The 21,465-nt window shown below is 42.9% G+C and carries 16 protein-coding genes and 1 pseudogene; 12 read left to right on the top strand and 5 right to left on the bottom strand.

Annotated elements, in window-relative coordinates:
• Positions 1–882 carry a replication initiation protein gene (locus M9194_RS15070; RefSeq protein WP_250613510.1) on the top strand — a complete coding sequence of 294 codons (882 nt, stop codon included), beginning with the start codon at positions 1–3 and terminating at the stop codon, positions 880–882.
• 65 nt (positions 883–947) lie between these two features.
• Here M9194_RS15070 and M9194_RS15065 read toward each other — a convergent pair whose 3' ends face one another.
• Entirely contained in the window at positions 948–1,628 is a 681-nt protein-coding gene (locus tag M9194_RS15065; protein ID WP_432579465.1) for a hypothetical protein, read from the bottom strand.
• A gap of 61 nt (positions 1,629–1,689) precedes the next feature.
• Positions 1,690–4,146, bottom strand: coding sequence for an EAL domain-containing protein (locus tag M9194_RS15060; RefSeq protein WP_250613508.1), 2,457 nt, complete (start codon positions 4,144–4,146; stop codon positions 1,690–1,692).
• Positions 4,147–4,374: 228 nt separating this feature from the next.
• Here M9194_RS15060 and M9194_RS15055 point away from each other — a divergent pair.
• The 3 genes and pseudogenes from M9194_RS15055 to M9194_RS15045 form a co-directional block, all read left to right on the top strand.
• Positions 4,375–6,519 (top strand): annotated as a pseudogene (locus tag M9194_RS15055) (YgiQ family radical SAM protein); the annotation flags it as partial.
• Positions 6,520–6,726: 207 nt separating this feature from the next.
• Positions 6,727–7,563, top strand: coding sequence for a substrate-binding periplasmic protein (locus M9194_RS15050; RefSeq protein ID WP_250613506.1), 837 nt, complete (start codon positions 6,727–6,729; stop codon positions 7,561–7,563).
• A gap of 143 nt (positions 7,564–7,706) precedes the next feature.
• The gene (locus tag M9194_RS15045; protein ID WP_250613505.1) at positions 7,707–8,447 is read left to right on the top strand and encodes a substrate-binding periplasmic protein; all 741 of its coding nucleotides are present in this window, start codon (positions 7,707–7,709) and stop codon (positions 8,445–8,447) included.
• Positions 8,448–8,700: 253 nt separating this feature from the next.
• Here the strand turns inward: M9194_RS15045 and serC are convergent, their stop codons facing one another.
• On the bottom strand, positions 8,701–9,795 hold the full coding sequence (gene serC / locus M9194_RS15040) for a 3-phosphoserine/phosphohydroxythreonine transaminase (protein WP_250613504.1): 1,095 nt from the start codon (positions 9,793–9,795) through the stop codon (positions 8,701–8,703).
• Positions 9,796–9,949: 154 nt separating this feature from the next.
• Positions 9,950–11,224, bottom strand: a complete 1,275-nt coding sequence (locus M9194_RS15035; RefSeq protein ID WP_250613503.1) for a DUF945 family protein — start codon at positions 11,222–11,224, stop codon at positions 9,950–9,952.
• A 655-nt stretch (positions 11,225–11,879) separates the two neighbouring features.
• On the opposite strand from M9194_RS15035, the gene M9194_RS15030 reads away from it, so the two are divergent.
• Positions 11,880–12,443: a hypothetical protein gene (locus M9194_RS15030; protein WP_250613502.1), complete on the top strand. Its 564-nt coding sequence runs from the start codon at positions 11,880–11,882 to the stop codon at positions 12,441–12,443.
• 28 nt (positions 12,444–12,471) lie between these two features.
• Here the strand turns inward: M9194_RS15030 and M9194_RS15025 are convergent, their stop codons facing one another.
• The gene (locus M9194_RS15025) at positions 12,472–13,086 is read right to left on the bottom strand and encodes a TfoX/Sxy family DNA transformation protein (RefSeq protein WP_250613501.1); all 615 of its coding nucleotides are present in this window, start codon (positions 13,084–13,086) and stop codon (positions 12,472–12,474) included.
• 354 nt (positions 13,087–13,440) lie between these two features.
• Between M9194_RS15025 and M9194_RS15020 the strand changes: the two genes are divergently transcribed.
• The 7 genes from M9194_RS15020 to M9194_RS14990 all read left to right on the top strand — a co-directional run bounded on the left by M9194_RS15020 (position 13,441) and on the right by M9194_RS14990 (position 21,439).
• Complete coding sequence (locus M9194_RS15020; protein WP_250613500.1) at positions 13,441–14,361, top strand: HDOD domain-containing protein; 921 nt, start codon at positions 13,441–13,443, stop codon at positions 14,359–14,361.
• A gap of 143 nt (positions 14,362–14,504) precedes the next feature.
• The gene (locus M9194_RS15015; protein WP_250613499.1) at positions 14,505–15,410 is read left to right on the top strand and encodes a LysO family transporter; all 906 of its coding nucleotides are present in this window, start codon (positions 14,505–14,507) and stop codon (positions 15,408–15,410) included.
• 96 nt (positions 15,411–15,506) lie between these two features.
• On the top strand, positions 15,507–16,031 hold the full coding sequence (locus M9194_RS15010; RefSeq protein WP_250613498.1) for a hypothetical protein: 525 nt from the start codon (positions 15,507–15,509) through the stop codon (positions 16,029–16,031).
• Between the two features lie 104 nt (positions 16,032–16,135).
• Entirely contained in the window at positions 16,136–17,782 is a 1,647-nt protein-coding gene (gene panP, locus M9194_RS15005; protein ID WP_250613497.1) for a pyridoxal-dependent aspartate 1-decarboxylase PanP, read from the top strand.
• A gap of 334 nt (positions 17,783–18,116) precedes the next feature.
• A complete protein-coding gene (locus M9194_RS15000; RefSeq protein WP_250613496.1) occupies positions 18,117–18,971 on the top strand; it encodes a MurR/RpiR family transcriptional regulator in 855 nt (284 codons plus the stop codon).
• Positions 18,972–19,244: 273 nt separating this feature from the next.
• A complete protein-coding gene (locus M9194_RS14995; protein WP_250613495.1) occupies positions 19,245–19,511 on the top strand; it encodes a GrxA family glutaredoxin in 267 nt (88 codons plus the stop codon).
• Positions 19,512–19,756: 245 nt separating this feature from the next.
• Complete coding sequence (locus tag M9194_RS14990) at positions 19,757–21,439, top strand: aspartate:alanine antiporter (RefSeq protein ID WP_250613494.1); 1,683 nt, start codon at positions 19,757–19,759, stop codon at positions 21,437–21,439.
• The last annotated feature ends 26 nt before the right edge of the window (positions 21,440–21,465 follow it).

Below are 21,465 nucleotides of genomic sequence, written 5' to 3'. Positions count from 1 at the left end.
ATGAATTCACCATCACAAAAAGCGCTAGGTCTAAAAATTTATCGTGGCCACAAGCTAGAGCATCTTGTAAGAAGGCTATTTAATTATCTGCTACTGAATGCGTTTGACTCAGGTTCTCTCGATAGCGAATACCAAATTACTAACCACGAACTGTCTGATTTATTTGAGGGAATACCAACCATGCAGGATCTGCATGACTCGTTATTGTCGCTAAGCGAGATTGTTATTGAAGTGACAAGTTACGAGGAGAATCAACCTATGGTCTGTCTAACGCCTGTTTGTCAGATTGTCTCTTTGCAGCCTGGTAAACTCAGTTACCAATTTTCACCCGTATGCCAACGCCTGTATCAGCACCCCCACTATTTAGAGCAGATACTCCTGCAAGCTTACTTTAAAAGCAAATATTCCAATGCTCTTTATCAGCTTCTATCAAGCTACTACTTTGCAGAGCAACCTGATTTTAAAGTGACGATAGACGATCTTAGAGCGAAGCTTAATATATCTAACAACAAACTCACCAATTTTGCCGATTTCTCTCGTTTCGTGCTCGCGCCATCACTCACTGAAATTAACTCTCATGCTAGTTTTAACTGTGGCTATGAAACCATCAAAACCGGCAGAAAAGTGACCGAAATTGTGTTCAATTACACAGACAAATTAGAAAGCTACCAAGCGCAGCGACCAACTAACCTTGAAACACGTCCCACGTCATTTCGCACTGCATCAATAGAAAAGGTTCGCTGTTACTGCATCTTGCTCAACGTTGCCGTTATTTTGAGGAAAAAGTTGTTTCATCAAGCACAAAAAGTGAGCAAAACGAAAAATGTCATTATGCCAAATAGCTGGTTAGAACAACCTGAACGCTGGTTACATTGGCTTTAAGCTGCATCCCCTAACGGTGTGAACCGTCATTTTAGGGCTTGCGCCAATTAACTTAAGCGCAAGCCCTAAATGACAGAAAATTTCCAACTCAGGGTCATTGAACTGAATAACAAAACAACGCAGAGAAACAACTGCCAAACCTGAGCTGGCTTTGAGAATACGATGTGCCCGCACCAGACTAAAACACCTATCGTCATTAACACGAGCCCCACCATGGTGTTTATCACCAGCTGCTCTTCATCAACCTCTAGCAATCGGGCCGAGTGGATAAAGTTTAAAGCCGTCAACACAATAGCGACCGCCACTCCAAGAAAAGGTAAAATACGATGAAATGCCTGCAAACGAGTACGAGCCATTGTCAGAAGTAGGTGAGCACCAGCTGAGCCAAGTAACAACGCGAATAAAACCACGGCGATACTTGCCGTAAACGTCACTTGATCAGCGGCTTGAAGCAAGACAAAGACCGTTGCTAATCCAACCGATAACTTCAACGCCCATAACGGTCCTTTGTTTTTCGTCTTGGACATATTTGCTTTTGAAACAAAGTAAAACGTCAAAATACTATTCACAACTAAAACAGGGGAATAAGCACCAGCCACTAACCAAGCTGCCCCAACAAGTGGCATCACTTGGTGTATCCTGCCTCGCTGACCCGGGCAAATTTCACCCTTGATGAGAACTAACAGCAAAATAAACTGAGTGCCCAATAACATAGGTGTTATTGCCGAGAAAAATTGAATGAGCATGGTATAAACGTTCGTTAGTTAGATGAGAAAGTGCAAGAAAATGATAGCAAATTGCGGCCATTTATCTAATGGCAAAGTGAGATAAGAGATCCTGATCGGTAACCAAACCAAGGTACTGCCCAAGCTCATCTTCCACAATCCAAGGAGTCATAATGCCGCTTGCTACCATATCTGGTATTTCCGAAACTTTGGTATTAAATGTCACTCGATAAATGTCCGTACACATGATTGTGTTTAGCGTTTTTTTCCAAATAGATAAGTCTTTCGTTGTTTCTAATTTTGAACCTGCAGTGGGTGAAAGATAAAGATTAATTGTCTCCCGATCAATCACGCCGACACAGCGATTGTCATAAACAATCGGGATGACATTGATATTAAATGAGCGTGAATCAAAATATTCCTTAGCCTCTTTGATGGTATTTTCCGGACTCAAACTCGGCGCATGGCTGCGACAAATATTCAACACACCAATACTCAGAACACTGGACTTCCTACTCAGAAAATCTTCCAATTGCGCCTGATAATCCCAAGCATGTTCTAGTTCACCGATGGGCAGTGGTTTGGAAAAGAAATAACCTTGGATGTAATCCACACCAATACCGCAAAGCACCTCTAGCTCTTGTCGGGTTTCAACGCCCTCAGCAACCACTTTTACATCTAAGGTATGAGATAAGTCGGTGATCGATTTAACAATATGATATTTATGCGTGCCGACCTTTATTTCCGTGACAAACTCGCGATCGATTTTGAGCAAATCAAAATTACAGTCGCTCAAATAGGTGAACGATGAATAACCCGTACCAAAATCATCTATCGCAACGCTCACACCATGGTCGCGAATGCTTTTAATCAGCAGCTCTTGGCTTGATTCACTGTCAAAGTAAGCACTTTCGGTTAGCTCTAAGGTGATCAGCTCTGGCGTCGACGAATATGAGGTGATCATTTTTTCCGCACTATGTAATACTTTTTCCGCCCCAAGCTTTGTATTTAGCGAGCGATTAATCGTTAGCCCTAATTTGTTACCAAAACGTTTATGGATTTTCTCCAAGCCTTCGATTGATTTCCTTCCGACACACCAGTCTAAATCGGCCACTAAATCTAAATCTTCGGCAATGGATACCATCTCCTGAGTATTGAGATATCTACCTTTAGCATCTTTAAAACGACATAACGCTTCAAATTTAGCGACATCCCATGTTTTGGTGTCCACGATAGGTTGATAGAAGACTTCAATCTTGCGCTCTTTAATTGCCTTGATAACAAGATCTTCCAGCCCTTTTCGTCGCAAAACCTCTCGATGTATCGTACCGTGATAAAAGGTGATCATACCTTTGCGTTCGTTGCTCTGCTCTAGCATAGCTTGAACCGCATGTGGCACTAGAAGCTTGGGGTTTTGTGTATCATGTTCCATCACAGATACACCTACCTTACCGGACAAAATTGCATCATGAACCACCTGCCCAGCTTGACGGTTAAGAGTCAAAAAGAATCGGCGAATTGCTTGGTGAATTAAGCGAGTCTGGCTAGGCCCAATCACTTTTTCGCATTCTAAATAGACAACAAAATGATTATTGCCCAAATATCCTGCCACGTGTGCATGTCGGCCACTTGCCAGTTGCTCTGACAGTTTCGCTTTAGCGTCAAATTCTAGATCGGGCGGGAACTTGGGCAAAAACGCCACCACCATACTTAGCGTTTTGTCCTTTGAGTCCAGCCACCGGCTGACTAGCCTTTCAATAAATTGGCTTTCTGTTGGGAGTTGAGTCAACAGCTCCACACCGCCATGCTCAACATCTTCCACACGGTAAAGATGATCGGATAAATCCACGTACCAACCCATATAAAACACGCGATTGCGTACAGATATCCGTTGCACTGTCAACTCTTGAGGTACGATTTGTCCTCCTGCTTTTCGAATCAAAATCGTCCCTGTCCAGTAGCCTTGACTCTGAACGGATGCCCATAAGGCTTGATAAAATTCAGGACTGTGTTTACCTGAATTTAATATGCTAGCAGGCTGGCCCACTAACTGTTTCTTGGCATAACCCGTGTTGGTCGCAAAATGATCATTCGAAACCAATATATGATGCTCACTATCGGTAATTACGATGCCATGATGCTGATTTTCAAATACTTGGTGAAACAGTGTACCAATATCATGACCACTACTAGGAAAGAAGAACAGTGGGTACAATAACCCAGTGAGCGGATTGCCATTCACAGGGGGCTTCATAACAAATTCAGCATAACAAACCCGCTCCTTTTCCAGCAGCAACGTACAACAGTAAGTCGTTGCTTTATTTTTCGCTTTACAGTTTTCCATACAGCGATAAAAATCGGCCTGAGATTCCAAGCTCAATGCTGATAATAAAAACTTCTCTTCAACATAAGGGAGCCGAGACAAGAAAACTTTTGAAAACTGCGTCTTATCAAGCTCAACGTCTTTGTTTTGCTCGTTCCATTGCCAGGTTAAACTGTATTGAGAGGCCTTTCGAATTGAGGCTGTGTTGTCATCCATGTGCTACTGTACCACCGTCGCGCCTTCACTCTAGCGTGATGTCGAGGTTCACTTAATCATTATTGACACTATTAACATTAGATTATTTTCGACTAAATTACCCATAGAACCCAATAAAAGCTGATCCCCTACCTCAGCAAGATTGCGAGATAAAACTAAATCAGGTAACGCTAGATCAAGCTGCTTCAAGCCGTTATAATTCGGCATCCAAATCTCAAAGGTTAAATTATGTACAACAGCGACTCACCTATTCATCAGCAGCAAAAATACTGGGCAGAATGTTTTGGCACTGCACCATTTTTGCCAACCAGCCGCAAAGAGATGGATGAATTAGGCTGGGACAGTTGTGACATAATTATCGTGACTGGCGATGCCTACGTCGATCACCCGAGCTTCGGCATGGCGATTGTTGGTAGGCTTTTGGAAGCTCAGGGGTTTCGTGTCGGCATCATTGCTCAACCTGAATGGCAAAATAAAGACGCATTCATGTCTTTAGGAAAACCCAACCTATTTTTTGGTATCACGGCGGGTAACATGGACTCCATGATCAACCGATACACGGCTGATAAAAAGTTACGCCATGATGACGCCTATTCTCCAAACAATGAAGGTGGAAAGCGTCCTGATAGGGCTACGCTTGTGTATTCTCAGCGCTGCCGTGAAGCATATAAAGACACCCCTATTATCTTAGGTGGCATTGAATCTAGCCTACGACGAATCGCCCATTATGATTATTGGTCAGATAAAGTCCGTCGCTCTATTTTATTTGATGCGAAAGCTGATTTGTTGTTGTTTGGCAACGCAGAGCGAGCCTTGGTCGAAGTTGCACACCGTATTGCCAATGGAGAGTCAATCGAGTCTTTAACCCGAATCCGTGGCACAGCGGTTGTGCTTCAAAATGCCCCTGAAGACTACAAAGTCGTTGACTCTTCTCGAATTGAGAAACCAAGTAAAGCCTCTTTTGTCGCACCAAACCCATATCAAGTGGAAGAGAAATGCGACAGCAAGATCGAACAAGCTAAAAGCAAGCCGATTACGGTACAGCCCTCGCGCCACGATGCTAAAACAACCGCAGTGCGACTGCCACATTTTGATAAGTTAAATAACGATCGTATTCTTTACGCTCACGCTAGCCGTATCATGCACCTTGAGACCAACCCGTATTCGGGACGTGCATTAATCCAAAAGCATGGCGACAGAGAACTATGGGTAAACCAAGCGCCTATTCCACTGACTACAGAAGAAATGGATTATGTGTTCGGGCTGCCTTATGCTCGAGTTCCACACCCAAAATATGGCAAGGCGAAAATTCCTGCCTACGACATGATCAAAACATCAGTAAACATCATGCGCGGGTGCTTTGGCGGATGCTCATTTTGTTCGATTACCGAGCATGAAGGCCGCATTATTCAAAACCGTTCAAAAGAATCGATTTTGGATGAGCTGGAGCAAATTCGCGACAAAGTGCCTGGCTTCACTGGTACCATTTCTGATTTGGGCGGCCCAACAGCAAATATGTATCGCCTCGGATGCAGCGACCCGAAAGCTGAAGCCAATTGCCGCAGACCGTCATGCGTATTCCCTGGAATCTGTAACAAGCTCAATACTGACCACAAACACACCATCGATCTCTATCGCTCTGCGAGAAAAGTCGATGGAATCAAAAAGATCATGATCGCTTCAGGCGTGCGTTATGATTTAGCTATCGAGTCTCCAGAATACGTCAAAGAACTGGTCACTCACCACGTTGGTGGATATCTAAAAATTGCCCCTGAGCACACAGAAAAAGGCCCACTTAACCTGATGATGAAACCAGGTATGGGGACCTATGATCGCTTTAAAGAAATGTTCGAAAAGTACAGTAAGGAAGCTGGAAAAAAACAATATCTCATTCCTTACTTTATCTCGGCGCACCCTGGCACTGAAGATGAGGATATGCTCAACCTTGCGCTGTGGCTCAAGCACAACAATTTCGAATGCGATCAAGTGCAAAACTTCTACCCCTCGCCGATGTGTAATGCCACGTCTATGTATTATTCGGAAACCAATCCACTAAAACGCGTCAAATACAAAAAACGCGAAGAAGTGCAGGTAGCGAAAGGCGAAAAGCAGCGAAGATTACACAAAGCGCTGCTTAGATACCATGATCCTGACAACTGGCCAATCATTCGACGTGCACTCACCGACATGGGCAAACAATATCTCATTGGAGACAAGGAAAGCTGTTTAATCCCTGCTGAGGACGAACAGAAGAAAACACCTGCTCAAAGAAGAAAATCCGGCCGCCACGGCGCAAATCGTTTCGCGACCAAGCACAGCAAAAGCCAACCGGGTTTCGAGAAGCTGCATGGTAATGGTAAAGGTAAATCGCGTGCTAAGCAGCGGGCTAGATAAGCTAGCAAGAACAAAAAACCTTAAATAGAAATAGGCAGAAAGGCAGAAAGGGACTTCTGGAGCGTCGAGGATAAATTATCTAATTATACCCAAATCACCCCGAGGTGCAGGATCACAAACAGCACGCGACCCGTATCTTTATCTTCTACACTCTAACAAATAACTTAAGAATTTGTTGGAAAGCTCATGCGTATAGTCAATGCAATTAGCTACATGTTTAAGCTTAATGTAGCTTTGATTATCGCTTGTTTGTATGTTCATAACGCATATGCCGAAGAAAAACGGAGAATCATAGAAGTTTTTACTGCAGATCATCCCCCTTTGATAGGCAGTAAAGATACTATTATGTCTGATATTGTTACTGAAGCATTTCAAGTGCAAAAAACAAAAGTTGTTATGGTATCGTATCCCACCTCGCGAATTCAGTGGGCCATGGAAACTAAAACCGCCAATATAGTCTTAGGGCCAATTGACTGGTTCATCAATTCCAACATCAATGAAGATTTAATTACCATTGATATATACTTTGTAACCATGAGACTGTTTGGCCTAAGAGAAAAATTTCCAAATGGTATTAAGTTTAATGATCTTAGTGATATACAAAACTACAGGATCGGGTATGTCCTCGGCGGTGTGCTCGTGCCACTGCTTAGAGAGGCAGGACTAAAACCAAACTTATTTACCAGCCTCCAACAAACAGCAAAACTAACCGCTCTCGGTAGAATAGACGTATTTATTGCTCCGACTATTGTTGGCTGGAAAGTGATCAATGAGACATATCAAGAGAAGAAGCAAATGTTCGTCCAATCTGAAAAAGGATTGAAGACCGTAAGCGGAAACCTTATCTTTCACCGTGATCAACAACATCTTGCAGAGATATTCAAAAAAGGACTAATTAAAATTATAGATAATGGAACCTATTTAAAAATAATGAAAAAATATCATGGCGACAATGTTCTCCCACTCCCAGTCAGAAAGCTTATAGAAAGTAACTCCACGGAAAAGAATCAAACCGTCAATTAGCAACAGCCTCTATCTCCTGTCAATCCAACTGTCCTAACCCATCGGGTAATTTGAGCTCTAAAGTACTACTCTTAGTAATATGATTCCGAAAACGAGTTTTTATGTGCTTTAGCATCAGACTTTCAGTGATAGCTTAAGCACAAATGGCTGATAACTTTATGATGAAATACTTTTTGCTCTTCCTTTTACTATCCCCACATGGAAGCTTATTTGCCTATGAATCAATTATTGTTTCAACGATTGAACTAGAGAAGATGGGGTACGTAGAGAATAAGAAAGGAAAAGGGTTTTTCTATGATGTCGCCAATCTGGTAGCTATGGGCTCAGGGTTAGAGCCAGAAAATACCATAAAGCCATACGCAAGAGTATTGGATGACCTTAAATCCGGTTCCACTGATATATCTATTTTGTTTAAAAATGATTCTCTTCTAGAACATGTCACCTATATTTCCCCGATATTTACATTTGAAAATGTTGTCTATGGGACTAGCGGCAAAAATTTTCAGTCTTTAAAAGATCTTGAAGGTTCAAGAATTGCAGTATTAAGAGGGGCTAATTATTCAGATGCCTTTGATAAAAACACATTAATCATTAAAGTTCCAGTAAAAAGCTATGAGCAAGGTATTAGTTTATTATTGTCAGGAAGAGTAAATGGTATTGTGGGAACCAAATTTCACATAGAAAGCGTCATGTTTCAAAAAAACTTGCCTATAAATAAGCTTAGTGCTCCTCTAACCATATCAACAAAGTCCGCTTGGATTCAAATTTCAAAAGATAGCAAGTACCACAATCAAGAGGATATCGATAGACTAAGAAAATCAGCAGAAAGCATAGTCCAATCCGAATTATTTAAAGGTTTAGTTTATAGATACAGCATATATTAGAGCTGCTTACGTGTCCCCTACTACCCAAAAAATACACACCAATGATTTCAGTCTCAGCGAGATAGAAACTCAACTAAGAATTGTAATCGCTTTATCGGGGCTGCATCGCCCTGCGACGTTTGCATATACAAAGTACAGCTCTTGCATTCGCAGCCCCCATGCTCAGGGTTGAATTTTAAAAGGCCAAGTAGCTAAAACCCCTGACCCAGGCAATTATTATTTCACTTTTGAGTGCATCCACTAGGCAGTAAGATTACGCATGGTTACTCTCAAACTCACGCATAAAATCGACCAGTGCTTGCACGCCTTCTATTGGCATGGCGTTGTAAATCGACGCCCTCATGCCACCCACAGCGCGGTGTCCTTTAAGAGAGACCAAGCCTTTTTGCTTAGCAAGCTGCAAAAACTCGCTGTCTAGCTCAGGTTTTGCCAGGGTAAATGGCACGTTCATGATAGAGCGGTTGTCTGGATGGACGTTGTTTTTGTAAAAATTCGACTCATCAATACAACGATATAAAATGGCCGCTTTTTCTCGATTCACTTTCTCTATTGCTTGGACGCCACCTTGTCGTTTAAGCCACTTGAAGACAAGGCCTGATAAGTACCAAGCGAAAGTCGCCGGGGTATTAAACATGGAGTCTTTTTCCGCTGCGACTTTGTAGTTTAATATGCTTGGCAAGGAATCTTGTGCAAGCTCGAGCAAATCATCTCTAACGATGACAATGCATAACCCAGACGGTCCAATGTTTTTCTGTGCGCCTGCGTAAATGACGCCGTATTTTGACACATCAATCTCACGCGACAATATGGTAGACGACATGTCCGCTACGATAGGCTTGTCGGTAGTTGGCAAATCATTAATCTCTATGCCATCTATGGTTTCATTTGGGCAAAAGTGGACAAATGCGGAATCCTCAGCAATCTTCCATTGTTCTGCGGGCAATATCGCGACCTGCCCTTCTTTTTCACATTTTGCACTAAAGAGATCCGCCTGACAGTATTTTTGCGCTTCTTTTGCAGCACTCTCTGCCCAATAGCCACCATCGATATACGTTGCTTTGGAAGCATCACCAAGCAAATTTGCTGGTACCGCAGCGAATTGCCCACGCGCACCACCATGGCAAAATAGGACTTTGTAGTTATCAGGAATATTGAGTAAGTCTCGTAGATCTTGCTCCGCTTCTTCAGCTACCTGAATAAATTCTTTACTGCGATGGCTAATTTCCATCACCGAAGTTCCTAAGCCATTCCAGTCCAACATATCTGATTGCGCTTGCTGCATAACTTCTCTGGGCAAACCTGCTGGCCCTGCACTAAAGTTAAAAACTGTATTTTTTGTTGAACTCATGACTTATTTGCTCCTGCTTTCTTATAACGACAACTTTTCGGCCAATGACGTGCAATTTTTCTGGCCCTAACACATGGGTATACCACTTTTTTAGGCCAATAAAAAGCAAGAAAGAGGCAAAAAGCCTCTTTCTTTACGGTATTGTTGAAACGGTTTACTGCTTGTGGGCCATCCCTGACATAAGCAAAGCAATAAGAGGAACCTTTTGCCCACCTTCAAACACAAGGTTTCCATCTTCGATCTTGGTTTTTAACTCATAACCTTTATCTTTTTTCTCAACCATTTTGCTGGCTAACGCACTGTCTACACTGTGTTTAATAAATGGATACTCTGTCACAAGCTCATTTGAGAAGAAGCTATTTATATGTCCTTTTAACGCCGTCAAGATAACCATAGGATTTTGCACAACACCTTTGGTTCCTTCGGGAATAACAAACTTCCAATCAGAGTCAAACTGCCCTTTACCCACATGCATGGCAAACTTATCGATAGACAGATACAGACCTTTCTCAAATAGCGTATTGATGTAAGGAACCACTTTCTTCAAATCATCTTGCGAGAGTGTTTGATCCTTTTGATACAAGGACATCAACTCTTCAAATGATTGTCTGTCAATATCACCTATCGTAGCATCAAATACTAAATCTGAGACCTTGCCACCGTCAGAAGTTTGGATGTTGTCGACAGATAGTACGTTGTGGCTGTCGATGCGAGTATTTTTGTCATCTAAGTTTGAATTGAATTTATATTGAGCACCGTCGAGAGAGAACGTTGACGTCCCTTTCGCATCATCAATATTTACTTTTTTCAGCTTGATCGTTTGATTTCCCAACCAAAAGCCTTTTTCACGCTTGCCTTGACCTTCACCAGTCAAGTCACTAATCAGCATTTTTTCTTTCGACGCAAAGTCCATTTCAATGGACGGAATGTTCAACTTATACGTAGCCTTACCCGATACTGTTACTGAACCAGACAAATAGGAAGGAGCTGCCGTGACACTGAACGGATCTTTTGTATCCTTAGAGGAGAAATGCCAGTTGCCTAAGTCAACTCTGTAGTCAGTGCTGCCGTTTAATAACGTTGTACTATCCATGGTAAGCGGTAGTTTATCGTTGTTATCCACGGTTGAATGGGCAGTTAAACTGTACAAACCATGTGAAATATCACTGGTCACAGTAAATGACGTTGGCATATCATCGGCTTTTAGTTGGTCAACCAACCCTGGGTCTTCAACAGTAAACTTGGTTTTCACAACCGACGTTAGATACCCTCTATCGTAACTTACTATTTTTGCACTAACCGCTTTCCCATTCGCGTTCTCCACGACTTTAGTAATAGCGTCTTGCCCGATTTTCCCAACAGCAAGTGGCCAGATAACAATCAACGCTACTGCGCCACCAACGGCACCAAAAACCTTTAAACGATTCATAAGACTTAATGTTCCCTTATCTCTATACTGGAAGTCGCTGAAGGTTAACCCCCCTAAAAAGCGGCTTCGTCAAAATTCTATCATTTGGCATTCTTATACTCTAGATAGCGTGATTAGTACATAGTTCCCTAAGCCAAATGCATTTTTGTTTGCTAGGTGGCTCAACCTCTATACCCAAGTTACTTCAAGATGCAGGATTCAGAGCGATGTGAGTGGCCCAATTTAAGGAAAAGGTCTGCAGGAATGGCCATCCATTTCAAAGGCCTTTGACGCGAAAGTGGGCCACTCACACCGCTCCCAGAGGGCGAGTAGATAAGGCTTCACTGCGTTGTTAGGGATGTTCAACGTAGAATGACTATGCCTCACATCCCTGCCTAGCATTGAAGCCTTATCTATCTCGCTGAAACTCGCATCTCGAAGCAACTTGGGTATATACGCTTAATATTCAAGCAAGAACTATGAAGTTGTCTCTATTACTCAACATGTAGCGACGAATAAGTGGCACGACCGTTGCTTTATTTGTCAAACAGTGACAAAAGATTGTCTTTTTGATGGAGAGTAGAGATAAGAATGTATTATGATGGCGAAACGCGATGTGATGACAAGCTTGTCTCCTAAAGTCATGGAATTAGTTAAGATATAGGTTTATGTAGGTATGCGTAAAACAATAATTGCAGCAGCATTAGTTCTCGCTTCAAGCTCAGCATTTGCAGTGGATGACCCATACGGTTCAGCAGCAACCATGAGCAACTTTAGCTACGACTACGTGGATGCTCGAATTGGTGTCAGCCCTGTCACTTACGGTGCTGCTTTCAGCCGCTCGATTCACCCTAATGCTCATGTGATTGCACGAGTCGACTCGGAATTTGATGGTGATTACGATGCCGCGGGTGGTCTCGGGTTTCATGCGCCAATCAACAACTGGGCTGATTTGACAGGTGCAATGTTATTTAGAATGACGGATTCAGGAAATACGTCTAACTCTCTCAAGGGTACCGATACTGGTATGGAGCTCAACTTAGGGGTTCGTCAATGGCTAGGCCCACAACTTGAAGTTGGCGGTAAGGCTGGTTACACATCCATTGATGAAAAAGATGATTGGATTGGCTCCATCTACGGACGATTCCATTCCACCGAGCTATTTTCTATTGGTGTAGAAGCTCGCTTCAATGATTTCTACGGTGATCAATTGATGTTTACCACGCGCTTCAATTACTAGGTAAACTTGATGTGCAGAGCCAGTGTGTTCACTTCACTGGCTCTGATTTGTCTTGGCGCACCTCTCGACACTGCTTCAACAATTCTCTTTTTTTGTGCTCTTGAATGAGTTTCCAATGCTTGCCCTCAATCGCTCCTGCAAATTTCCACAACAGGTTCTCATCGACTTGATTGCCATACATAGCGCGAACTTTCGAAAACACTTCCGAGGCGCCAAGACGACAAAACGTTTCGATGTCGTTGATTCCTGCCTTTCTTACCATTCTTTCCAGCGTTAGGCGCATGTTGGGCAAATCTCTCAATCGATGAGGAATGAAGGTATTGCCACCGGCCTTCGCACTCACTGATTGTTCAATCGCTAGGGTTATCACTTTCCTCAGTTCCTCGGATAGGTCGTCTAGAAACTGCGTTACATCATAGTAATTGACTCTAACTGTCGTGTGCTTCTTAACATGCGTGAGCTTACCGCAGCCCATATCAGCAAAGCATTTGTCAAGTTTGCCTCCTCCTCGAATGTACAGCTTCTGGTTTGTCACAGCAGCAAACATAGCCCCCTCTTTAAACAAACCAATTCCGCCAAACATGGATCTCGTTGTGAACGTAGTCAATCTAGCCATATACTCCATCAGCATCTTTTCAGTCATCCTTCACTCCCTCACCAACTACCACGTACATAGTACGTTTGTTTAATAAGAAAAATTCAAACACAAAATTATAAATATGTATAACAAAAACAATAAATTAAGATAGCACTATCTTTTTTAGATACTAGAACAGCCAAGATGTTGCTGTCAGCAATAAAATATTGATCAGGATTAACTTATCCATACATATGCGAGAGGTTTCTCAATAAACTTGGGTCAAAATCAATACTATTATCGGAACTGCGTCTAAACTATATAGAAGTTATGATCAGATCTTCCTTTACCTTGCTGTTAGAGTGAATGTCTATTTCTGCATCAAGGACGGCCAATTTACAATTGAATAGAAGCGGGCATATGAATCATTTATCTTTTTACTGGCTTCCTGATAATCGTGATCTTCTCATCCAAGGGATTGAAGGCGAATTCGCTCAGCTTGTCGAGCGCTCCATTAGCACTGGCAAAGTCACCTTGCCGCCCATCCCAGATGTTGTATTGAAAATTCAAAGGCTCAGCTCTTTAGAATGCACCACAGTTGCGGATATAGCGGATTGTTTGCTCGAGGATCCTGGCTTAGCCGCCATAGTGATTCGCGTTGCCAACTCAGTCATTTTCAATCGGCGCAATATTACTTGTACCGATTTGATGACCTCTGTTTCAAGGCTAGGCATTGCTAGGGTAAGAGATATCGTCACCGCTCAAGCCATCGAGCAGCTCAAACGCTCTGTAAACCTAAGTAAAGAGTGTAATCGTATCCTGTCTTCTAGCGCATCGTATTCACGAGAAATTGGGGCCGCGATGGTGATGGTCACCAAAACTTATAAAGAGGAAGATCCGAGTAAATTTAAATATCTTGAAGAAGATAAAGCCTTACTGGTTGGGCTCCTAGCCGACATTGGTTTATTTTGCTTAGTAAACGAATACTATCTGTATCTCGACAATGGTAACTATCTGGATGAAGACATAGCGCTGCAACTGTTTCGTGCCTTGTGCGCGATGGCAAGCCAGCTGGTCTTAGAAAGTTGGGGCTTCGATAAAGACTTTGTCGATGTCGCGACCAATTCTGCAGATAGCTTTAACGAAGAAAAAGTGTCCTATCTTGAAATTGCACGTATCTCTAGCCATTTACTCATGTTTCGTAACCATGAAGAAGAGCAGGATGATCATTTTGTAGAAGTCGATGTCATGGGCGCCGACATTCTGTATAAACTTAGCAACTTGAGTGATGTAGAGTTTAAAACACAAATGGACCAAATTATCAGTGCCAGCGGATTATAGCTGGTAACCACTTCCTCTCCTAATCTACAGATATACCCAAGTTACTTCGCCTTGGCGCTGTTCAAGGTTGCTTCGCAATAAATTCAATGTCATATTGCCACTCCATCTGATATCTACACCTAAAATGGAGCTAGAAGTAGAACATGGTCTCAGGAATGGTTTTAATCTTTGCAGCCCTCATCGCCGGATATTTGGTTCCTATTACTAAAAAGTCGCTGCTAGACAGTATTATTAAAAATACCTCTCGTTTGGTATACATCATTCTTGCGTTAATGGGACTAAGCCTTTCTGCGTTAGATAACTTAAGTGAAAACTTACAGCTCATTGTTCAGTATACGGTCGTTTTTTTCCTCTGCATTGGCGTATGCAATTTAGTTTGCTTACCTTTGCTAGATAAATGCTTTCCTGTTCACTCCGACTCTAAACAGAACAAATTACCCCTTGTTAGTATGGCGATAGAATCGGCCAAACTCGTTCTTGTAGTCGCTGGAGGGCTAGTGATCGGGTTATTTTTCCCGGTGAATATCCACATTGTGGAGTCAATCAGTCAGTGGATACTGCTGCTACTTCTGTTCCTAATCGGTATTCAATTACGAAACAGTGGATTGACCCTTAAGCAGATTATCTTAAACAAACAAGGAATGTTGATAGCAGCTGTCATTGTAATAAGCTCAATGGTTGGTGGCATCGTCGCCTCGCAAATATTGGGCATCAGCGTATTAAAAGGGCTAGCGATGTCCTCTGGCTTTGGCTGGTACTCACTGTCGGGCATTTTAATCGGTGGTGCTTATGGCCCAATCTTTGGCGGCGCATCATTTTTAGTCGAACTAATGCGAGAGTTATTCGCACTCATTTTAATCCCGCTAATCATTGGCACGCGCCCCCTGACTGCAATCGGGTACGCTGGGGCAACAGCCTTAGACTTTACGTTGCCCGTGATTCAAACCACAGGAGGCGTCCGCTGCGTGCCTATCGCTATTGTCAGTGGCTTTATTCTTAGCCTGCTGGTTCCAGTCCTGATGCTGTTCTTTATATCTCTTGCTGGGTAGATCTCAGGATTACGCATTAAAATCTTCTAAAATGGTGGGAATAACAAGGAACTGGGCCCACCACAGCGCCCAAAAGTAAAACAACAAGGAATGTATATGAAACGCCTGATTATGACTGTGTTACTCACTACTGTGCCCTATTTTGCCAATGCGGCAAACAACGCAGCCAACACAGTCTGCCTACAGGAAAAATACAATGACTATATCGATGCTTCACTCGCTTGGTATACGGATCTCACCCAACTCACTGCCCAAGAACATCCTGAATTAAAAGAAGTGAGTGAATGGTTCTTACAAGGCAGACAGCACCATTTTGAACTTAACCGCGTTGCCGTCACGTATTATCTACAAAATGATCCCAATAAAGTGGCAACAGAGCTTCCCGTAGAGCAATGGCTGCAACTACAACAAAAAGACATCAAACAGCTCGCGTCACGTGATGACGAATTAGGCCAAATCGCAAAGACCACCTATGAAGATCGACAAGCGGTACCACATAAAGACAACTATGAGTTGCGTTCAGCATTTGCCGACCTCCTGAGTAACCCACAGAAAATCAACGACTCTTTACAGAAATACAATACTGAGATCACAAAAATCGAATTGATCAAGTGTGAATAGCCGAAAGCCCTCCACTTTCCCCCGTATCATCCTAATTAAAACGAGACTTTGTTCTCGTTTTCGTTTAGATTGACGCCCTTAAATAATATTACAACGATGACAGTATGGTATCGGAACAGAAAACAGCTGATGTAAGTTTCGAGAGTCTGCTAAAAATTTTTACAATACCAGAAGGGCCAGACTCCACACTTACAAAGATTGAAGAAAAACTCTCGCAAAATCTTAATGAATTTTTGCGCGAGCACATTGTTGCAGAGGAAAAACCACTCAAAGAAATCGAAAAATCGTTTTCGAACCCTGCAATCCCCGAGCAACCTCAGTTTGTTTCAGACCATACGGAGTATCTATTAGATACGCTCGTTGCACACTCGGTTCATACCTCTGCCCCTAGCTTTATCGGCCATATGACATCGGCACTGCCGTATTTTTTGATGCCATTATCAAAAATCATGATAGCCCTTAACCAAAATTTGGTAAAAGTGGAAACCTCTAAGGCCTTTACGCCATTAGAAAGGCAAGTTCTTGGTATGATTCATAGGCTTATCTATCAGCAGCCGGATTCGTTTTACTCACAATGGATGCACAGCTCAAACCATTCGCTGGGCGCATTTTGCTCTGGGGGAACGGTTGCGAACATTACGGCATTGTGGGTAGCAAGGAACAATGTTCTTCGTGCACAAGGCACATTCAAAGGGGTAGAAAAAGAAGGCTTATATAGAGCCATGGTTCACTACGGCTACCAAGGCCTTGCCGTACTTGTTTCCGAACGCGGCCATTACTCGTTAAAAAAAGCCGCAGATGTGCTAGGCATCGGCCAAGAAGGACTAGTGTCAGTTAAAACAGACGCGAACAACCAATTATGCCCCGAAGATTTAAAACTAAAAATTGCCGAGCTTAAACAACAAAACATTAAACCTATCGCTGTCATTGGGGTAGCAGGAACCACTGAAACCGGCAACATTGACCCACTTGAACAAATTGCAGACATCTGTAAGCAAGAGCAATGTCATTTTCACGTGGATGCCGCCTGGGGGGGCGCGACCTTAATGTCGAATAACTATCGGCATCTTCTAAAAGGCATCGAACAAGCCGACTCCGTAACCATCGATGCACACAAGCAGCTTTACATCCCAATGGGAGCTGGCATGGTGTTGTTTAAGCAGCCTGATGTTATGGACTCGATAGAGCATCACGCACAATATATTCTGCGTAAAGGCTCGAAAGATCTTGGTAGCCGTACATTAGAAGGTTCTCGCTCAGGCATGGCGATGCTCGTCTACGCTGCAATGCATATCATTAGCCGCCCAGGTTATGAGCTGCTGATCGATCAAGGGATAGAAAAAGCCAAGTACTTTGCCAAACTTATCGAAGAGCAAAACGATTTTGAACTCGTCTCTAATCCGGAGTTATGTCTTCTTACGTACCGATATATACCAGAAAACGTTCAACAAGCATTGAGCCAAGCAACTGATGAGCAAAGATTTGAACTCAATGAACTTATTAACGAGTTGACCAAGTTTATTCAGAAAAAACAACGAGAAACTGGCAAATCATTCGTTTCGCGTACCAAGCTTAACCCAGATCAATGGTCTCGCTTGGATGTCATTGTGTTTCGAGTGGTTCTTGCCAACCCTCTTACAAGTTGTGAAATCTTGCAGTCTGTTATCTCCGAACAACGGGCTATCGCCTCTCAGGCTCCAAACTTGATGGGTCGAATCAATTCCTTGGTAAATCTTATCCAACAACATTAATACGTGTCCAACTGATCAATTTGCCTATAATTGGCGAATTGATCAGCCACTCTAAACTGAAAATTTCTTTCTATTTACTGTCATTTTAACGTCACTTTTTACATTAATTTTCGTTGATTGTTTCAATTTCGTAGTGCATAGCGATTTTTGTTTGAGGCAAATCATATTCTCAGTATTTGATCTGTATAAAAATTACTGTAAATCAAGCGTTGAGTTATACTGGTGGCATGGCGTTGGTCTAATGCAAATTTTTTAAGAAACAAATTGTTTCTCGTTTCTTTCGGCTTAAATTTAGACAACCAATGTGTTGTTATCCATAACTCTCGTTGAATCTATGAATACATTAGAAAAAATACAGAAAAACTTAGAAAACTTCAGCAAATCAGAACGCAAAGTTGCTGAAGTGATTATGGCTTCCCCACAGACCGCCATTCACTCAAGTATTGCGACTCTGGCTAAAATGGCAGATGTCAGTGAGCCGACAGTAAACCGATTTTGTCGCCGTTTAGATACCAAAGGCTTCCCGGATTTTAAGCTTCATCTTGCTCAAAGCCTTGCAAATGGTACCCCTTATGTAAACCGTAATGTTGAAGAAGATGACGGCCCAGACGCCTACACTCATAAAATTTTTGAGTCAACCATGGCTTGTTTAGATGTGGCGAAGAACAGCTTAGATCCAATGCAAATCAATCGCGCGGTCGATCTTCTCACACAGGCGAAACGAATTTCATTTTTTGGCCTAGGTGCTTCTTCTGCGGTTGCGAAAGATGCTCAAAACAAGTTCATTCGATTTAACATCCCAATTACGTGCTTTGAAGATGTCGTCATGCAAAGAATGAGCTGCATCAATTGCACAGACAACGATGTGATCGTGCTTATTTCTCACACGGGACGAACCAAAAGTCAGGTTGAGATTGCCAATTTAGCCCGAGAAAATGGTGCGACTGTGATTGCGATTACCGCCAAAGACTCACCACTGGACAAAGCGAGTTCGTTATCTATTACCCTAGACGTTCCTGAGGATACTGACGTTTACATGCCGATGGCCAGTCGAGTTGTGCAAATGACGGTGATTGATGTCCTTGCTACTGGATTTACCTTGCGCCGCGGATCCGGTTTTAGAAAGAACCTAAGACGAGTCAAGGATGCATTGAAAGACTCTCGCTACGATAAACTCTCACAGCTGTAATCTTCTCTTCACTACATTCCCAAGCCTGTTAAGGGATTACAGGCTTTATGAGCCAAACCACCCTATCTCTCCCATAAGTCATACTGCAATTAACGAGGGATTAACTCTCCCCCGCTTTGATAGCTAGGTCGCTACGCATCAATCTGAATCCTGCACCCTAAGCGCACTTGGTCATAATAGGTTTTATCTATTAAAATAAGAGACAATTCTGGCTTTATTTCCCTTGTCGGATAAGGCATAGTTGCAGCTAAAGAATACCGAGGAGAATTATTTATGTTCGTAGTTATATTTGGACGTCCAGGCTGCCCATTTTGTGTTCGCGCGAAAGAGCACGCAGAAACACTAAAAGCTCAACGCGATGATTTTAACTATCGCTATGTTGATATTCATGCAGAAGGCATCAGTAAAGCTGATTTAGAAAAAACGGTTGGCAAGCCAGTTGAGACCGTGCCTCAAATTTTCATCGATCAAGATCATATCGGTGGATGTGATGACTTCGAAGCCTACGCGAAAGAAAACCTAGGCCTATTCGCAGAATAGTCTAATTCCATCTAATACCTAAGCGTGACTAAGGTATTAGGTGTATACACTGATTGAAAAACCGTAGTACCTGTACTGCGGTTTTTTTGTTCCGGCTCGATAAAAGAACTAGAAAAATTAATACCTAGCAATGAAAAATTTCACTTAATTTTTCACGTTAATACGATACAATTCACACAGTTTATTTACACCAGTCCGCTATGGTGTGATTTTTTAATTTGCAGGCAAGAAGATAGAGCCGCGCCGTGAACATAGACATCGTACATTTGCTTCAACAAAACCCTATTCTTTTAATTTTTGTTGCTCTCGCTATCGGATTAGCCATTGGCAAAATTCGCTTTGGTAGCCTACAGCTTGGTAACTCCATCGGCGTACTTATTACGTCTCTTATTCTTGGCCATCTGGGATTCTCGATTAACGCCGATGCCCTGACGATTGGCTTCATGCTATTTATCTATTGTGTCGGCATAGAAGCGGGACCAAACTTTTTTGGTATTTTCTTTCGAGACGGCAAGCATTACTTCATCCTAAGTATGGTGGTGATTGCGACATCTATCGCCATCACCTACTTTGCAGGTCACTACTTCGGATTGGATTTTGGTATGACCGCTGGCATGATGGCAGGTGCGCTCACTGCCACACCTGTTCTGGTGGGAGCCCAGGATGCGTTAAATTCTGGTTTAGCGACAATCCCACATGGCACAACATTTGCTGCAGTGATGCAAAACCTATCCGTCGGTTACGCTATGGCTTACTTAGTTGGCCTGATCAGCATGATCTTGTTTGCTAAGCTTTTGCCAAAAATGCAGCGACAAAACCTATCAGATTCCGCCAGACAAATTGCCCAAGAGCGTGGTCTCGGTAGCTCAGGACAACGAAAAGTCTATTTACCGATTATTCGCGCCTATCGCGCCGGGCCAGAATTGATCGAATGGACAGATGGCAAAAACCTGCGAGAACTGGGTATTTACCGCCAAACAGGCTGCTACATTGAACGTATTCGTCGTAACGGTATTCTTGCCCATCCTGACGGTGACGCCATTTTGCAAGAAGGAGATGAAATTGCGTTGGTAGGTTTCCCTGACAGCCACGCACGTCTTGACCCAAGCTTTCGCAATGGTAAAGAAGTCTTTGATCGCAACTTGCTCGATCTCAGAGTGGTGGAAGAAGAAATCGTCGTTAAAAGCGATAGCATGGTAGGTAAAAGGCTTTCTGATCTCAACCTTTCCGAATATGGCTGTTTCCTTAACCGAGTCGTTCGGGCACAAATTGAAATGCCTATGGATCAAGATATCGTGGTGGCAAAAGGCGATGTTCTCCAAGTCAGTGGCGAAAAAAGCCGAGTGCTTGGGCTTGCAGAAAAAATCGGTTTTATCGCGGTTCACAGCCAACTCGCTGATCTGTTCGCCTTCTGCAGCTTTTTCATCTTTGGCATCATGCTTGGTTTGGTGACGATGACGTTTGGCCAAGTGTCGTTTGGCTTAGGTAATGCCGTGGGGCTGTTGCTTTCAGGTATCACGCTGGGTTTCTTGAGAGCCAACCACCCGACTTTCGGCTATGTACCTCAAGGCGCTCTGAATATGATTAAAGAGCTTGGGTTGATGTTCTTTATGGTGGGCCTCGGACTCAGCGCAGGTGGTGAAATGTTCTCTCACCTATCTTCAAATGGCCTGCAAGTCATTAGCTTAGCGTTTTTAGTCAGCGTCGTTCCCGTTGTACTGGCTTACCTGGTAGGCGCGTATGTTTTGAAGATGAACCGCGCTCTGCTATTTGGCGCTATCATTGGAGCAAGAACCTGTGCACCGGCTATGGATATCGTTAATGATCACACCAAATCAACCATTCCGGCTCTTGGCTATGCGGGTACTTATACCATAGCCAACATACTAATGACCTTGGCAGGTACTGTACTGATCATATTAAGTTGAGCAAGATTTGAACAATAAGAAAAGGC

The sequence above is a fragment of the Vibrio sinus genome, from assembly GCF_023634645.1.
In the GTDB taxonomy this organism is placed as follows: domain Bacteria; phylum Pseudomonadota; class Gammaproteobacteria; order Enterobacterales; family Vibrionaceae; genus Vibrio; species Vibrio sinus.
This window is presented reverse-complemented; position numbering and strand designations above follow the sequence as displayed.